Raw genomic sequence first — 14,885 nt, forward strand, 5'->3', positions numbered from 1 at the left:
TCGAAAGTTAAAAGTTGATGGTTGATGGAGGACACCCCTCTATCAACCATCAACCTTTGACCATCACCCCCTGCGCAGTCGGGCGGCCTCGCGCGCGGTCACCACGCCGTCCTCTGCCACCGTGTACGCCCAGACGGTCAGTGCGTCCGGCGTGATCTCCAGGCGCAGGAAGCCCGGCTGACCGTACGCCGCGAACGCCGCCGGGCGCACGCCGACCGGGCCATCCCCCACCTCGCCCGCCGCGCCCGACACGGCCGTCCACATGCCCGCGCAACCCGGCTGCGGCGCGAAGACCTCCAGCGCGTGCACGTGCCCGCTGAGAATCACGTCGGCCACGCCGCACGCCGCGCCGTACAGGTCCCGCACCGCGCCGCCCTTCTGGAACGTCAGCGGCAGGTCGTCGTACTCACCGGCATCCCCGTGTTTCCCGTTACTGAACAGCGGGTGATGCCCCAGCACCAGCCGCCAGCGCGCCCCGCTGCCCCGCACCGCGCCCGCGAGCCACGCCCGCTGAGCGGCCACGCGCCACCCGGCCGGTCCGCAGGGCGCAGGCCCGGCAGGTACGCAGCCAGCGGCGCCGTATCCACCGCGAAGAACTCCGCCAACGCCCCGACCAGCGCGCGGTACGACCGGCCCGGCATCACCCACTGCGCGTTCAGCCGCGAATACGCCACCTGAACCTCCGCGCCACGCGCATCGGCACCGTCACCGCCCACCAGCCACGACTCGTCATGATTGCCCGGCACCATCAGGAACGGCACGCCCAGCGGCCCGTACACGTCCGCGAACCGCTCCCGGAACAACGGCGAGGACGCGTCCTTCGGCCCGGACGGGTAGAAATTATCCCCCAGCCCCACCCCCAGGTCACAGCCCTCCCGCGCGCAGACCTCCCGCATGGCGGCCGCCACCCGCCACTGCACGTCCGTCCCCGTGCCCTGATCCCCCATCACCAGCACCCGCAGCCGATCAGCGGGCAGGGTCGGGAGGCCCGCCTGCACGTCCGGCACGTTCATGTTGTCTGTCAGGCGCGGCGCGCAGGCCACCAGCAATCCCCCCAGGACCAGCGCCAGCCCCATCCTCAACCTTGGCAACATGCGCCCACTCTCCTCCGTACACTGCCCTCAAGCAACACGCTGCGCCACAGGGAGACACCATGAACGACTACGTCAATGCCATCCGCAACAACTACGCCAACTTTCAGGGCCGCGCCCGCCGCCGCGAGTACTGGATGTACACCCTGATCAACAGCATCATCACGTTCGTGCTGGCCATCCCGATCTCCGGTGTCCTGATGGGCCTGGCCATGCAGACCGACGCTGGCATGGATCCCAGCGCCGCCCTGACCGGCAGCACCCTGATCTTCGCCGCGATCTACGCGCTCTACGCACTCGCTACCTTCATTCCCAGCCTCGCCATCGCCGTGCGCCGCCTGCACGACACCGGCAAGAGCGGCTGGTGGTACCTGCTGAACCTCGTGCCCTTCGGTAGCCTCGTGGTCCTCGTCTTCATGGTCCTCGACAGCGAAAGCGGCAGCAACAAGTGGGGCCCCAACCCCAAAGGCCTGACCGGCAGCGCTACCCCCGCGCAGACCTCTGTGCAGAACTGGTAAGCCTCCGCCCTGAACGCCGCCTCCGGTCGCCTGGGGCGGCGTTCCTGCATGAGGGCCGCACCTGCGCCCAGACGAGTGCCACCCGCACGGCTACGCTGAGGGCATGATCGGAATGTCAGGAACGATGAGGGCCGCCCTGCTGACTGGAATGCTGGGCTGGCTTGGGCTGGGCGGTGCGGGCGGCGCACACGCCGCCGACTGGAGTGTCGGCGCGCAGGTCGCGGGCGGCGCCGCCGTCAGCGGGTCCGGCGCAGCGGTGGCCGAAGGGGGCGTTCAGGTTGCCGTGACCGGCACGCTGCCCGGCCCGGCCGGCGCGGTACGCGGCACGCTGGAACTGAACGCCGCCACGCCCGGCGCGTTCAGCCGCGCGTTCCTGCGCGTGGACGCCACGTACCTGCGCCCCGGCGGTGACTGGTACTACGGGGTGGAGGCCGGGACGGGCGTCAGCCTGGACGTCCGCACGTCGGATTCCGGGTTGCCGGACGCGCTGCTCTCACCGGTCGCACTGGCGAACGCGCACGCCCTGGTGGGCTGGCGCGGCCCCGGCGTGAACGTGGAAGGCATCGTGCGGGCCGGACCGACCAGCCTGATCGGCCTGCGCGTCCTGGTGCCTCTGCGCTGATGCGGTGTGGTGCGTGACCCTGACCGCGCACGTCACGCCCCGCGCGGCCCTCACGCCGGAACTGGAGGCCGGGTTGCGGTCGCTGCTGATCGCCGCGTACCCGCACTTCGCGGACTTCTGGGCGGGTACGTCGTACTGGGGTAGCGAACCGGAGTGGCACCTGTGGCTGGCCGACCCGGCTGGAGTGCCGGTGGCGCAGATGGGATTCGGGCGGCGTGTGGCGGAGATCGGGGGGCGTGACGTGACCATCGTGGGGGTGGGCGGCGTCGCCACGCACCCCGCATTCCAGCGCCGTGGCTTGGGCCGCCGACTGCTGCGCGACCTGCACGCCTTCCTGCAGACGCTCCCGGACGTGGAATTCGCGTTCCTGCAATGCCGCGAGGAGGTCGTCCCGTTCTACGAGAGCGGCGGATTCGTCCGCGTGCCGAATCCCGCCCACTACCTCGACCCGGACGAGGACCAGTGGGTCACGAACGCCGGTCCCACCCTGATCCTGCCCGTCCACGCCGCCCTGCGGGACTGGCCGGTGGGGGAGAGGATGAACCTGCGCGGATGGCCGTGGTGAGGAAGCAGATGAGGCAGTGACGGTCCTGTCAGTCAGTTAAGCTCGGTTTATGCGACGACTCCTGGCATCCATCCTGATCCTCGGCGCCTCCGGCGCGGGCTGGCTCGGTTCAGCGCAGGCGCAGCAGAGCTGCAACGCTCCGGCGGGGACTTTTGACCGGGTGTACTGCGACGCCAAGCTGCTGATCCGCGCGGATGACGAGCTGAACGTGACCTACCAGAAGCTCCTGAAGAGATTGACGCCCCAGGCGCAGCAGACCCTGCGGCAGACGCAGCGGAACTGGATGAAGGAACGCGACTCGACCTGTGTGGACGTCGATCCGCGCTGGGGAAGCGTGGTGTACAGCGACTGTGCGGCGCGCAAGACCGTGGACCGACTCAATTTCCTTAATGACCGCCTACGGGAGTGTCTGAGTACCGGCTGCCAGCCCAGCAAACTGCGCTGACCTTGCCGCTGCGTGCTCCTGGGCGCTATCCTGACCGCATGAAGCTTCCCGCCCGTCACTCCGGTCTGGTGATGCGTGGCGTGGGGCTGCACCGAATGCCGCTGTTGCCCGGACTGGTCACGCGAACTCTCCGCGCCTGAGAACCCACCTTCCGTGGTTCTCAGGCGTTTCGCTGGGTGTGGTCAGACCGGGCTTTCTCTATGCACTTGGGTGGGCGCCACAGGCGACCTGCCGGAAAAGAGGTTGATATGCACGTAGTTCTTCCCGACGGTAAACAACTGGAACTCGCTCAGGGCGCCACCGCGCTGGACGCCGCGCGGGCCATCGGTGAACGCCTCGCCGGTGACGCCGTCGCCGCCACCGCGAACGGTGAACTGGTGGACCTGATGACCCCCCTGCCCGACGGCGCGGCCATCACGCTGATCACCAAGAAGAACCCGGCCGACGCCGCGCCGCTGTTCCGGCACTCGCTGGGCCACGTCATGAGTCAGGCGGTCGGCGAGTACTACCGCGCCAAGGGGTACGCGGACGACCAGATCAAGCGCGGTGTGGGCCCCAGCATCGAGAACGGCTGGTACCAGGATTTCGACCTGCCCGAACCCATCAAGGAAGAGGACCTGCCGGAAATCGAGAAGGTCATGCGGGACATCATCAGCCGCAACCTGCCGTTCACGCGCCGCGAGATCACCCGCGCCGAGGGCCTCGCGCAGTTCCCGCACGACCCGTACAAGCAGGAACTCATCGCGGGCCTCCCCGAGGACGAACCCATCACGTTCTACACCCAGGGTGACTACACGGACCTGTGCCGTGGACCGCACTTCCCGAGCACGGGCCGCCTGCCCGGCGCGTTCAAGCTCATGAGCACGTCCGGCGCGTACTGGCGCGGCAACGAGAAGAACCCCATCCTGCAACGCGTGTACGGCGTGGCGTTCGCCACCCAGAAGGAACTCGACGAGTACCTGCACGCCCTGGAAGAAGCCAAGCGCCGCGACCACCGCAAACTCGGCAAGGAACTCGAACTATTCACCATCGACCCCATGGTCGGCAAGGGCCTCCCGCTGTGGCTGCCGAACGGCACGGTCCTGCGCGAGGAACTCACCGCGTTCCTCAAGGAACAGCAGTTCAAACGCGGGTACCAGGGGGTCATCACGCCCAACATCGGGAACCTCGACCTGTACCGCACCAGCGGCCACTACCCCTACTACGCCGAATCGCAGTTCAACCCCATCGAGGTCGATGAAGAGCAGTACATGCTCAAACCCATGAACTGCCCGCACCACGTGCGCATCTACGGCAGCAAACCGCGCAGTTACCGCGATCTGCCGGTCCGACTGGCAGAATTCGGCACGGTGTACCGCTATGAGCAGAGCGGCGAACTGAACGGCCTGACCCGCGTGCGCGGCTTCACGCAGGACGACGCGCACATCTTCTGCCGCCCGGACCAGCTGAAAAGGGAATTCCTGGACGTCCTCGACCTGACGGTGCTGGTCCTGAAGACTTTCGGCATGACCGACGTGCGCTTCCGCGTCGGCACCCGCGACCCCGAGTCGGACAAGTACGTCGGCGACGAGGCCAACTGGACCCTCGCCGAGAAGCAGATCATCGAGGCTGTCGAGGAAGTCGGCCTGCCGTACACCATTGAACCTGGCGACGCCGCCTTCTACGGCCCCAAACTCGACTTCGTCGTCAAGGACGTCCTGGGCCGCGAATGGCAGCTCGGCACCATCCAGGTCGACTACAACCTGCCTGAACGCTTCGACATCAGCTACGTCGGCGAGGACGGCCAGGACCACCGCCCGATCATGATCCACCGCGCCCCGTTCGGCAGCGTCGAACGCTTCACCGGCATCCTGATCGAACACTACGCCGGGGACTTCCCGCTGTGGCTCGCGCCCCGCCAGATCATGATCATCCCCATCGCCGACCGCCACAACGACTACGCCTGGCAGTTGCGGGACGAACTGCACGCCGCCGGCCTGCGCGCCGAAGTCGACGACTCCTCCAACCGCATGAACGCCAAGGTCCGCACCGCCGAACTCAGCAAGATCCCCGTCATGCTGATCGTCGGCGACAAGGAACAGGAAGGCCGCGAAGTCAGCGTCCGAGAACGCACCCCCGAAGGCCTCAAGGAACGCAAAGGCGTCGCCTTCGACGACCTGAGAAGCGAACTGCTCACGCGGTACAAGACCCGCGCCTGAAGGACGGCAGGAGTTGGGGTGACCGTTATGCAGTACGGTCACCCCTTTTCAGTTACAGCAGCGGATTGATTCCCTCATTGCCCGGGGCGGGACGTTCCTGTCTCCAGGGTGAGGGTACGTTCCGGCTCGTTCACGATGCCCATGTCCGCCGCTAGGCGCAGGTTACGGGGAATTTCGACCAGCATGGTGACGGCGTGCCCGTCCCTGACCTGCGTCAGGAAGTGCTCGCGGGAGTTAACCAGGCGGAGCAGACCGAATGGCGAGGGGCTGGCGTCACTGATGGGGATGGTCAGTCGACCGTTCGCGCTGGGGATGGCGACCGCGCTGAGCGAGGCGATGATCACCGAGTTGGGACTGAGGCGTCGCTCCGGCAGGAACGATACGGCGGCGTACAGCCTGTCCGGGCCGGGTGTCGGCAGGGTTGCCCGGGGGCTGGCCCGCCGGAGGACGTGTGGGGAGGCAGTCCAGGTAGAGGGCGTCCACCAAGTCAGGTCGGGCGTGATGCTGGCGGCGTCGCGGACGGCGACCGTCAGGTGCTGGTCGAGCAGTTCACTCAGGTAGAGGCTGGCGGCCATCGGCGCGACGACGTTCTCGTCAGGGACAGTGTTCCCGCCGACCTCCAGGCTGTACGAGGTGCCGCTGAGTTTCAGCGTGACTGGCCAGCCGAGTTGCGCGGCGTCGACCAGGGTGCGTGGCAGATTCAGGTACCCTCCATGCGTGCCGGTCTCTTCGAAACGGCCGATCCGGTTGGGATGAACCCGGACGTCCGGATAGCCGGGCAGCGTCAAGTGCTTGTTCAGCAGACCGCGCACCCGTATGTCCGTGCCGTTCAGGTAATCACTGGCCTGATTCAGGGGGATCAGGCCGTAAGAGCGTGTTCCTGTCAGGGTCAGGTCGGTACCTGATTCGACGGTGACGCAGTCGGGGCGGTTCTGGCAGGGATCGGATACGTGCGGGGGATACAGCACGCGGTTGACGGTGGCGGAGATGAACGGGTTGCCCTGGGCGTACAGGCGGGCCGTGAGACTGGTGAGCAGGGTCAGGCCGATCAGGGTACCCAGCGCCAGCTGCGCGGCGGTCGTGAATCCCTGTTCGCGCCGCAGGCTGCGGGCGACGGTGGGTGGGGGGCCGAGTTCCTGCATGGCCTGCGTGCGGGCCTGTTCGGGGGGCAGGCCGGTCAGGGTGAGTTGTCGGGTGCGTTCGGTGATGTGGTCGAGCAGTTCGGCCTGGGTGTCTTGGCGGACCTTGCCGCGCAGACCGCGGGTGGCGTTGCGGACGTACTGCTGTTCGGGCCTCATGCGAGTTCCAGGTAGGGGCGCAGGGCGCGGGCGTGGGCGCGCTGTTCTTCGCGCTGGCGGGTCAGTTCGGTCTGGCCGGTGGGGGTGAGGTGGTAGTACTTGCGTGGTGGGCCGCCGGTGTCGCTGGGGCGGGTCTCGCCCTGAATCAGGTTTCGTTTTTCCAGGCGGTGCAGGGCGGGGTAGAGGGTGCCTTCCTTGAAGTTGAAGTGCCCGCCGGTGCGTTGCTGGACGTCCTGAATGATCCGCAGGCCGTAGAGGGGGCCGTGTTCGAGGCTGGCGAGCAGCAGGAAGTCGAGGGTGCCGCGCAGCAGGTTGCCGTCCGTACTACTTTGCATGACTACATAGTGAGACAAAATAGAGGCGGGAATCCAGACCCCCGCCGGTGGTATGACCCGCCCGAAGCGGGCCGATCCTGCTTACCGGAACAGCTTCAGTCGCGCGTCGATCAGTGTGGCGGCGCCCGGTCGGGCCGTCGTGACGGCCCGGACGCGCGCCAGTTCGGCCGCGTCGGAATAATCGGTGAGTTTCATGCCGTTCAGGAACACGGTGGGGGTGCCGCGCACCTTCACGTTCAGGCCGGCCTTCATCTGGGCGTCCACGTCCGCCTGGAAGGTCCGCTGGCCCACGCAGGTCTTGAAAGCGGCCGTGTCCAGACCGGCGGCTTTGGCGTACCCGGCGTACTTGGCGGGGGTGTCTTTAGGGTCCAGCGGCGTCCAGGCGGCGAAGTTGGCGAACAGCTGATCCGCGAACGGCATGAAGCGTCCCTGCGCGGCGGCGCACTCGCTGGCCTCGGCGGCGCCCTGCGCGTTGCGGTGGAACGACAGCGGGAACTCGTAGTGCACGACCCGGTAGTTGGCCGGAGCGGCCCGCCACTCGCGCATGGAGGTATCCCACAGCTGCTTGCAGTACGGGCACTGGAAATCGCTGAAGATTCGCAGGACGTTCGGTGCCGTGGCCACGCCGGTGGTGGCCCTGACGGGCGGGAAGGCGCTGTCCGGCCAGACTTTCATGGCGACGTACCCCAGGTACCGGGTCGCGGCGCCTTCGCCGGTGACTTTCAGGGCGATCAGGTCCGTGCCGCTGTCGTCCGTCAGGTCCACGAAGCCGGTGCGGGCGGCGGCCAGCAGTTGCGGGTTCGAGAGGTTCTGCGTGAGTTTCGGGATGTCCTTCTCGGCGACGTTCCAGCCGGCCGCCACGCCCCGCGTCAGGCCACCGACCGAGTCGGACTCCACGAACACGCCCACGACGCGCCCACCGGCCACGTCCGGCGTGACCCGCGTGCCGCCGCTGACCAGGGCGCTGCCCTGCGCCGTGAAGCCTTTCAGGGCGGGCTGGGCGGCCAGTTCGGCGGGGGTGCCCATCAGCTGGGCCTGCGCGGCACCCAGCATCAGGGAGGCGCCGAGGGTCGCGGCGCGGGCCGTCTTTCGTATGCGTTCAGCGTTCACCGGCCCAGTCTAGAGCCCGGCGGGCCGCCCGCATGTCCGGTGTGCGCTGCGCCTCTGGAGGGCGTGCTGGTGCGGTGGTGGGCGCCATGTGCGCACACCGCTGCCCCCCCTGTTTACAGACCAGAAAAGCCGTGCTAACATTCCTTCCGCTGGAGAGGAAGACCCGCCAGCCGCCCGCAAGGGACAGCACAAGCCTCACGGCGCTGTAGCCAAGTGGTAAGGCAGAGGTCTGCAAAACCTCCACCACCGGTTCGAGTCCGGTCAGCGCCTCCAAATCAGTCCCCGGCCGTCAGGCACACAGACTCGTAGCTCAGGGGTAGAGCACTACATTGACACTGTAGGGGTCAGGAGTTCAAATCTCCTCGAGTCTACCAACCGGAAACTCCCGCCCAGGCGGGGGTTTTTCTTTGATGGTTCAGTAGTGGTGGCCGGCGGAACGCAGCGGACCGCTGGAGTGTGGCGGCGTGCATGAGCGCAGACTGTGAGAACCACGAAGGTCGTCTGCGAAAAAATTCCATGCGCAACAGCAGGGCCGGAGTACACTGCGCAATCGCATGTCCGACCTCGACTTTCTTCTGACTTTCCTGGCGGCGGGGGCCAGCCTGTACTCCCTGTTCACCCTGCGATCCGATGCCCGGCGACTGCACTACCGGGACCGACGCGGATTCTGGCTGGGTGTCCTGCCGCTCCTGCTGGGTGTGGCGGTCACAGCCGCGCTGCTGCTGCTGCCCCTGCTGACGGGCGTGACCCTGAACTGGGCGCCGGTGGTGGCGCTGGCGGTGGCAGTTGCCGTGGCGGGTCTGACGTGGTGGGTGGACCTGGAACCGGGTCGCGTGCTGCGCGTCCGGGCCACACGCCGCTGACCTGCATCGGTCTTCCCGCGTTCGGCACTGCCGTGTGGTAAACACCCCCACCGCGCCGGACCTGGAACAGGCGGGGATCCGTCCTTCAAGCGGAGTCCGTCTCAGGCAGCGTGGCCGTGCCGGAAACGGCGGCGAGCCATGGCCAGCACCCACACCTGGGCCGGCAGGCGCGTGCGGGGCCACTGGGCGCAGTGTTCGCAGATGTCCTTCAGGGCGTCCCCGACGGCCTGTTCCCGCGCGTGCTCGGGCAGCTCCAGGTGATCGGCCAGCGCGAACAGCAGTGGCGTGAGGGTCTGGACGCAGCGGCGCACGTCGCCCTGACCGTCCGCGAGTTCACGCAGGGCTTCCTCGCAGGGAAAGTGGGGGGCAGTCGCTGGCACCGCTCCAGTCTCGTGTCTGAGGGTCAGCTGAGATGTGCCCGGTGTTCATGAAGTGCCCGTCAAGTAACGGGCCTTTCTTCATGAGTCGTGTTCCAGGCCGTTCGGGGGGCGGCAATCAGGAGATCCGGTACAGACCTCGCGTGAAGGGTGGGGGGACAGGGTTCGCAATTGCGGACTCGCCACCCGCCGGGCTGTCCGGCCGGACCGTGGCCGACGGGCCACTGTGCAGGGGCGGTGCGAGCAGCGGCGTGCAGGTCAGGACATTCTGCGCGGCAGACCCGGTAGACTACGGCCCGTGCTTCCTGTCCGCCTGTTTGTCATGCTGCTCGGTCTGCTCCTCGGTTGGGCGGCGGGCCGCGCCCTGGCGGTTGTCCAGCCCACCGAACTCGGGTACGTGAACACCCTCAGCCTCATGCTGGCCGGAATGCTGAGCGCCCTGCTGCTGGCGCCGCGCATCGAGGGTGTCTCGCAGACGCTGCTGGGCCGCCTGTCCCGCTGGTACGCCGGCCTGTCGCCGCGCACCGTGGCCGCCGCGACCTCCGGCCTGATCGTGGCGCTGCTGCTCAGCGTGCTCCTCAGCAGCCTGCTGCGGAGCCTGCCGTTCTACAACTGGGTGTGGAACCTCGCCATCACCGGCGTGCTGGGGGCGTTCTTCGTGTCATTCGCCGTGCGCAACGCCGAAGCGTTCGGGTTGCTGGCCTTCCCGCAGGTGCGCCGCCGCCCCGGCAGCAAGCTGCTGGACAGCAACGTGATCATCGACGGCCGCATCCTCGAACTGGCCCGCACCGGATTCCTGGACGGGGACATCGTCGTGCCGGGCTTCATCCTGCGCGAGTTGCAGACCCTCTCGGACAGTCACGACGCGCAGAAACGCACGCGCGGCAAACGCGGCCTGAACGTCCTGGAGGAACTGCGCGACCTGCGCGACCTGCGCGTCGAGGACTGGGACGACCCGGCCCTGCCCACCACCGACGACAAACTGATCCGCCTGGCCCGCGAGACGGGCGCGCGCATCATCACGAACGACGGGAACCTCGGCAAGATCGCCCGGCTGCACGGCGTGCAGATCCTGAGCATCCACGAGGCGGCCGTGGCCCTCAAACCGCAGGTGCAGGCCGGGGATCACCTGACCGTCACCATCAGCAAGGGCGGCCAGCAGAAGGATCAGGGCGTCGGGTACCTGGAGGACGGCACCATGGTCGTCGTCGAGGAAGGCCTGAAATTCCGGGGCAAACCCACCCGCGTGCTCGTCGTGAACAACGTGCAGACGAACGTGGGCCGCATGATCTTCGCCAAGCTGGACCGGGAAGAGAACCAGCCGTAACCGGATGTGGCAGGGGGGACGCGGTTGGCAGTGTCACACTGCCGCCGGCGCCCCCCTTCTCCTGTGCCACTACAGTCCTACAGGTCCAGTCGCTGCACGGAGCTGCCGGCCACGCTCTTGGTGACGAGCAGGCGGCTGGGCAGGCGTTCGCTGAGGCTCTCGACGTGCGTGACGACGCCCACCATGCGGCCCTGGGTGCGCAGGTTCTCCAGGGCGTTGGCCACGGCTTCCAGCGCCTGCGGGTCCAGCGTTCCGAAGCCCTCGTCGAGGAACAGGGCGCCCAGGACGTGGTTCCCGGCGAGGTAGTCGCTCAGGGCGATGGCCAGTGACAGGGACGCCAGGAAGGTCTCGCCGCCCGAGAGCGTGCGGACGCCACGCGCCTCGCCGGCGTTCCAGAGGTCCTGCACGACGTACTCGCCGGTCTGGAGGGCCAGCCGGTAGCGGCCGTCGCTGATCTCGTGCAGCAGCAGGCCCGCGCGGGTCAGCAGCTGCGCCTCGACCTCGGCCAGCAGGAACTGCTGGAATTCGTTCGCCTTGAGGGTGTTCGTGAGGGTCTGCCACGTATCCAGCGTGCGCGAGACAGCCAGGGCGCGTTCCTGCAGTTCGGCGCGGCGTTCCAGGCGTTCGCGCATGGCGCGTTCCTGTTCGGCCAGACTGCCGGCGCGTTCGCGGGCGGCGCCCAGCGCGGCCTCGGTGGCGGTCAGGTCGCGGGCCACCTGCGCCAGCGCGGCCGGGTCGAAGGGCGCGGCGCCCAGCTGCCGGTCCAGGTCGGCCAGGGCTTCCCGCAGCTGCGCGAGCTGCGCGGCGTGCGTGCGCGCGGCCTCCTCCAGAGCGGCGATGTCGTGTTCGGGGAGTGCGGCGGCGCGGGCCTGCGCGGCGTCCAGGCCCAGGCTGCCCAGTGCGGCGTCCAGGCTGGCCTGCGCCTCGGTGGCCTCCTGGGCGCGGCGGGCGGCGCTGGCCTGCACGCCGCGCAGCGTGGCGGCGGTGGCGGCGGCCTCGCCCTGCGCGCGGGCCACGGCGCCCAGCGCGGTCTGCGTGGCAGTCCGCAGCCCCTGGATCTCGGTCAGGGTGGCCTGCCGGGCGCGGGCCGGGTCGGGGCCGGCGGCGCGCACGCGGGCGGCCAGTCCGGCGAGCAGGCGGGCCGCGTCGGTCTGCGGGTCGCCCGTGACCAGCGCCTCGGCGGCGCGCAGGTCCGTCTCGCGCTGCGCGAGCTGCTCGGCCCAGTTGCGGTACTCGGCGCGTTTCTCGTCCAGCCACGCCTGCCGGGACTTCTGCGCGGCGCGCAGGTCCGTGAAGCGGTTGCGGCGGTCCTCCAGCGTGGCGTTCAGCGCCGCGACCTGATCCTCCCAGGCGCGCAGGTCGGCGGCGGGCGTGTCGGGCAGCGTCCGGACCGGCTGGCCGCACAGGGGGCAGTCGTCCCCGACGTGCAGGTGCGCGCGGTACGAGGCGAGGCCCGCGTCGAGCCGCGCGGCCTCCAGCGCCCGCTGCGCGGCTTCCAGGTCGGCTTTCGCCTGCGTGCCCTCACGCTGCACGCGTTCCAGTTCGGCCTTGCCCTGCTCCTGGGCGCGTTCCTCGGCCGTGAAGCGGTCCTGCGCCGCCTGGAGGCTGATGCGCTCGGCCGAGAGCAGGCTGCGTTCCTGCCGGTGCTTCTCGGCCCGCTGCGCGCCCTCGCGGGCGGCCTGGAAGGCGTCCTCGTCCCAGTCGAGCGGCTGGGCGTGCGTGCTCTGCGGGGTGCCGCCGGCGCGTTTCAGGCGCGCGGCGTCCCCTTCCGCGTCCCGCAGCGCCTCGGCGCGCGCCTCCAGGTCCGGGATGCGGGTCTCGGCGGCCTGCGCGGCGGCCAGGGCGGTGTCGGCGGCGTGCGCGGCCTGCGCGGCCCGGTCGGCGGCGACCTGCGCGGCCTGCCGTTCGCGGTCCTCGCGTTCGGCGGCGATGCGGGCGCGTTCGGCAGCGTCCAGCAGCGGCAGCACGCCCGACACGCGCCGGGCGCGTGCGGCCTGCTCCGCGCCGGCCTGCACGCCGGCCGCGCGGGCTTCCAGGGCGCTCAGGCGACGGGCGGTGTCCTCGCGGGCCTTCCAGACGCGTTCCTGTTCGCGCAGGCGCAGCTGCGTGGCCTGCAACGCCTCGCGCGCGTCGGTCAGGCGCTCGGCGTCCGCCTCGGTCCGTTCGCGTTCGGCGCGCAGGTCGGCGGCCGCCTCGGGCGTCACGCCCGCGTACTCGGAGTCCAGCAGGGTGTTCAGGCCCTGCGATTCCACCTTCAGCGCCTTGGCCCGGTCGGACGCGACACGCTGCATGGCGCCCACGTGATCCAGCCCGGTCAGTTCGCCCAGCAGCGCCTGCCGCTCCTTGCCCGTACCGTGCAGCACGCGCGAGAACTCGCCCTGCGGGAGCATCACGCTACGCGCGAAGGTCTTGAAGTCCAGGCCCACCGCCCGGCGGATGCGGTCGTTGATGCCGCGCGCCCCGCCGTCCGACAGGTTCGCCCAGCGGCCGTCGGCGTCCAGCCGCTCGAAACGGACCTCGTTCTCGGCCTGCTTGCGCCCCTTGGTGCGCGAGGCGCGGTACGTCGCGCCGCCCACCTCGAAGGACAGGCTGACCGACAGGCCCCGCTCGCCCTGCGAGATCAGCGCGTCCAGGCCCGCCGCGCCCAGCCGCGCCGTCTGCCCGTACAGCGCGAACGTGATGGCGTCCAGCAGGCTGCTCTTGCCGCTCCCGGTCGGCCCGACAATGGCGAACAGCTCCAGATCCCCGAACTCCAGGCTGGTGAACTGCCGGAACGCCGTGAAGCCCTGAATGTCCAGTTTGATGGGCCTCATTGCCTTGCCTCCGGCTTGTTGATGGTTGATGGTTGATGGTTGATAGAAGTCAGACCATTAACCATCGACTTTCGACTATCAACCCTCCTCACGCGCTTTCCTCGGTGCGGGCGAGTTCGTCGGCCTCGCGGAAGGCGGCGCGCAGGTCGTCGGGCAACTCGCCGCGTTTCTCCTGGTGGTAGCGTTCGTACAGGTCGATCAGGCTCAGGCCCTCGCGTTTCAGGTCGGGCGTGGCCAGGTCCTCCTGCGCCGCGTCCAGTTCGACGGCCAGGGTGGTAGGCGCGAGTTTCAGCACGCGGTCCTTCAGGCCCGGCAGGGCGGTTCCGGCGGGGGCGCGCACGACCACCTTCAGCAGCCCGCCGAAGTCGCTCAGGGCCGCGAGGCGCGACTCGACGTTCTCCAGGTCCACGCGCAGGGTCCGCAGTTCGCGTCCGCTGGCGAGCGGCAGGGCGTGGACGCGGGCGGGCCGTCCGGCCTCGACCTCCACGAGGTTCACCTGTTTCTTCTCGCCGGCCTCGCCGAAGTCCAGCTGGATGACGCTGCCGGGGTAGTACGCGGGCGGCGCGTCGGAGACCTGCTGCGGCTTGTGCACGTGCCCCAGCGCCACGTACTGCGCGCCGGGCGGCAGTTGCAGGCCCGAGAGGGTGTAACTGTTCGTCAGGTCGAACTGCATGGTGCGCTCGGACCCGCTGGGCACCGCGCCGTCCATGGTCGCGTGGCACATCAGCATGTTCACGCTGCTTCCGGTGAAGCCCTCGCCCAGTCGGCGCAGGAAGAAGCCCATGCCCTCGCGGTACTTCTGCCGCCACGCGCCGGTGTCGCCGCCCAGCAGGTCGGCGGCCTTGACCAGCCGCCGTTCGGACAGGTACGGCAGGGCGCCCACGACCAGCCGCTCGCCGCCGCGCGTCTCGACGGTGCGGATCATGTCGGCCGGGTTGGCGGTGGGCTGCGCGACGACCTGCACGCCCACCCAGCCCAGCAGCCCGGTGACCGAGGCGAGGCGGGCGGCGCTGTCGTGGTTCCCGGCGATGACCACGCCCGGAATGCCCTGGTCGCGCAGGCGCAGGAAGAAGTCGAACACGGCGGCCTCGGCGTCGGCGCTGGGGTTGGCGGTGTCGAACAGGTCGCCGGACACCAGGACCACGTCGGCGCGTTCCGTGCGGGCCAGTCCGGCGATCTCGGTCAGGGCGTCGTGGACTTCCGGGGTGCGGTCGAAGCCCCGCAGGGATCGCCCGGCATGGAAATCGGCAGTGTGAAGTACGCGCATCACAGAAAAAAATAGCATGGAGGGCGCCGCGCCCCGCCCGCCCCTGCATACGCGCC

The 14,885-nt window shown here is 69.2% G+C and carries 15 protein-coding genes and 2 tRNA genes; 9 read left to right on the forward strand and 8 right to left on the reverse strand.

Annotated features, from left to right (window positions below):
• Positions 1-63: 63 nt before the first annotated feature.
• Together CBQ26_RS22375 and CBQ26_RS22380 are read right to left on the reverse strand one after the other, a co-directional pair.
• Positions 64-459, reverse strand: a complete 396-nt coding sequence (locus CBQ26_RS22375; RefSeq protein WP_229844301.1) for a metallophosphoesterase family protein — start codon at positions 457-459, stop codon at positions 64-66.
• Positions 387-1,094 (reverse strand): metallophosphoesterase, encoded by a 708-nt coding sequence (locus CBQ26_RS22380; RefSeq protein ID WP_229844300.1) that lies wholly within the window; start codon positions 1,092-1,094, stop codon positions 387-389. Before CBQ26_RS22380 ends, CBQ26_RS22375 begins: the two co-directional genes overlap by 73 nt.
• A 59-nt stretch (positions 1,095-1,153) precedes the next feature.
• Here CBQ26_RS22380 and CBQ26_RS02840 point away from each other — a divergent pair, with 59 nt between their 5' ends.
• The 5 genes from CBQ26_RS02840 (at position 1,154) to thrS (ending at position 5,439) form a co-directional block, all read left to right on the forward strand.
• Entirely contained in the window at positions 1,154-1,609 is a 456-nt protein-coding gene (locus tag CBQ26_RS02840) for a DUF805 domain-containing protein (protein WP_088247088.1), read from the forward strand.
• Positions 1,610-1,712: 103 nt separating this feature from the next.
• Positions 1,713-2,231 carry a hypothetical protein gene (locus CBQ26_RS02845; protein WP_143341960.1) on the forward strand — a complete coding sequence of 173 codons (519 nt, stop codon included), beginning with the start codon at positions 1,713-1,715 and terminating at the stop codon, positions 2,229-2,231.
• Positions 2,232-2,244: 13 nt separating this feature from the next.
• The gene (locus CBQ26_RS02850; RefSeq protein ID WP_172417892.1) at positions 2,245-2,796 is read left to right on the forward strand and encodes a GNAT family N-acetyltransferase; all 552 of its coding nucleotides are present in this window, start codon (positions 2,245-2,247) and stop codon (positions 2,794-2,796) included.
• Positions 2,797-2,845: 49 nt separating this feature from the next.
• On the forward strand, positions 2,846-3,241 hold the full coding sequence (locus CBQ26_RS02855; RefSeq protein WP_088247091.1) for a lysozyme inhibitor LprI family protein: 396 nt from the start codon (positions 2,846-2,848) through the stop codon (positions 3,239-3,241).
• 248 nt (positions 3,242-3,489) lie between these two features.
• Positions 3,490-5,439 (forward strand): threonine--tRNA ligase, encoded by a 1,950-nt coding sequence (thrS, locus tag CBQ26_RS02860; RefSeq protein ID WP_088247092.1) that lies wholly within the window; start codon positions 3,490-3,492, stop codon positions 5,437-5,439.
• Positions 5,440-5,513: 74 nt separating this feature from the next.
• Here thrS and CBQ26_RS02865 read toward each other — a convergent pair whose 3' ends face one another.
• The 3 genes from CBQ26_RS02865 to CBQ26_RS02875 form a co-directional block, all read right to left on the reverse strand.
• Positions 5,514-6,737, reverse strand: coding sequence for a permease prefix domain 1-containing protein (locus CBQ26_RS02865; RefSeq protein ID WP_088247093.1), 1,224 nt, complete (start codon positions 6,735-6,737; stop codon positions 5,514-5,516).
• Positions 6,734-7,072, reverse strand: coding sequence for a PadR family transcriptional regulator (locus CBQ26_RS02870; protein ID WP_088247094.1), 339 nt, complete (start codon positions 7,070-7,072; stop codon positions 6,734-6,736). The genes CBQ26_RS02865 and CBQ26_RS02870 overlap by 4 nt, the downstream gene beginning before the upstream one ends.
• Positions 7,073-7,153: 81 nt before the next feature.
• Entirely contained in the window at positions 7,154-8,182 is a 1,029-nt protein-coding gene (locus CBQ26_RS02875; RefSeq protein ID WP_229844299.1) for a DsbA family protein, read from the reverse strand.
• 199 nt (positions 8,183-8,381) lie between these two features.
• On the opposite strand from CBQ26_RS02875, the gene CBQ26_RS02880 reads away from it, so the two are divergent.
• The 3 genes from CBQ26_RS02880 to CBQ26_RS02890 all read left to right on the forward strand — a co-directional run bounded on the left by CBQ26_RS02880 (position 8,382) and on the right by CBQ26_RS02890 (position 9,045).
• Positions 8,382-8,455 (forward strand) — tRNA-Cys (locus tag CBQ26_RS02880).
• Between the two features lie 26 nt (positions 8,456-8,481).
• Positions 8,482-8,556, forward strand: a tRNA-Val gene (locus tag CBQ26_RS02885).
• A gap of 180 nt (positions 8,557-8,736) precedes the next feature.
• Entirely contained in the window at positions 8,737-9,045 is a 309-nt protein-coding gene (locus CBQ26_RS02890; protein WP_088247095.1) for a hypothetical protein, read from the forward strand.
• Positions 9,046-9,146: 101 nt separating this feature from the next.
• On the opposite strand, the gene CBQ26_RS02895 is transcribed toward CBQ26_RS02890, so the two are convergent.
• A complete protein-coding gene (locus tag CBQ26_RS02895; RefSeq protein WP_088247096.1) occupies positions 9,147-9,425 on the reverse strand; it encodes a hypothetical protein in 279 nt (92 codons plus the stop codon).
• Between the two features lie 295 nt (positions 9,426-9,720).
• Between CBQ26_RS02895 and CBQ26_RS02900 the strand changes: the two genes are divergently transcribed.
• Entirely contained in the window at positions 9,721-10,749 is a 1,029-nt protein-coding gene (locus tag CBQ26_RS02900) for a PIN/TRAM domain-containing protein (protein ID WP_088247097.1), read from the forward strand.
• Positions 10,750-10,826: 77 nt separating this feature from the next.
• Here the strand turns inward: CBQ26_RS02900 and CBQ26_RS02905 are convergent, their stop codons facing one another.
• Together CBQ26_RS02905 and CBQ26_RS02910 are read right to left on the reverse strand one after the other, a co-directional pair.
• Positions 10,827-13,562 (reverse strand): AAA family ATPase, encoded by a 2,736-nt coding sequence (locus tag CBQ26_RS02905; protein WP_088247098.1) that lies wholly within the window; start codon positions 13,560-13,562, stop codon positions 10,827-10,829.
• 88 nt (positions 13,563-13,650) lie between these two features.
• Complete coding sequence (locus CBQ26_RS02910) at positions 13,651-14,829, reverse strand: exonuclease SbcCD subunit D (protein ID WP_172417893.1); 1,179 nt, start codon at positions 14,827-14,829, stop codon at positions 13,651-13,653.
• Positions 14,830-14,885 lie beyond the last annotated feature (56 nt).

The organism is Deinococcus indicus (genome assembly GCF_002198095.1).
Taxonomy (GTDB): Bacteria; Deinococcota; Deinococci; order Deinococcales; family Deinococcaceae; genus Deinococcus; species Deinococcus caeni.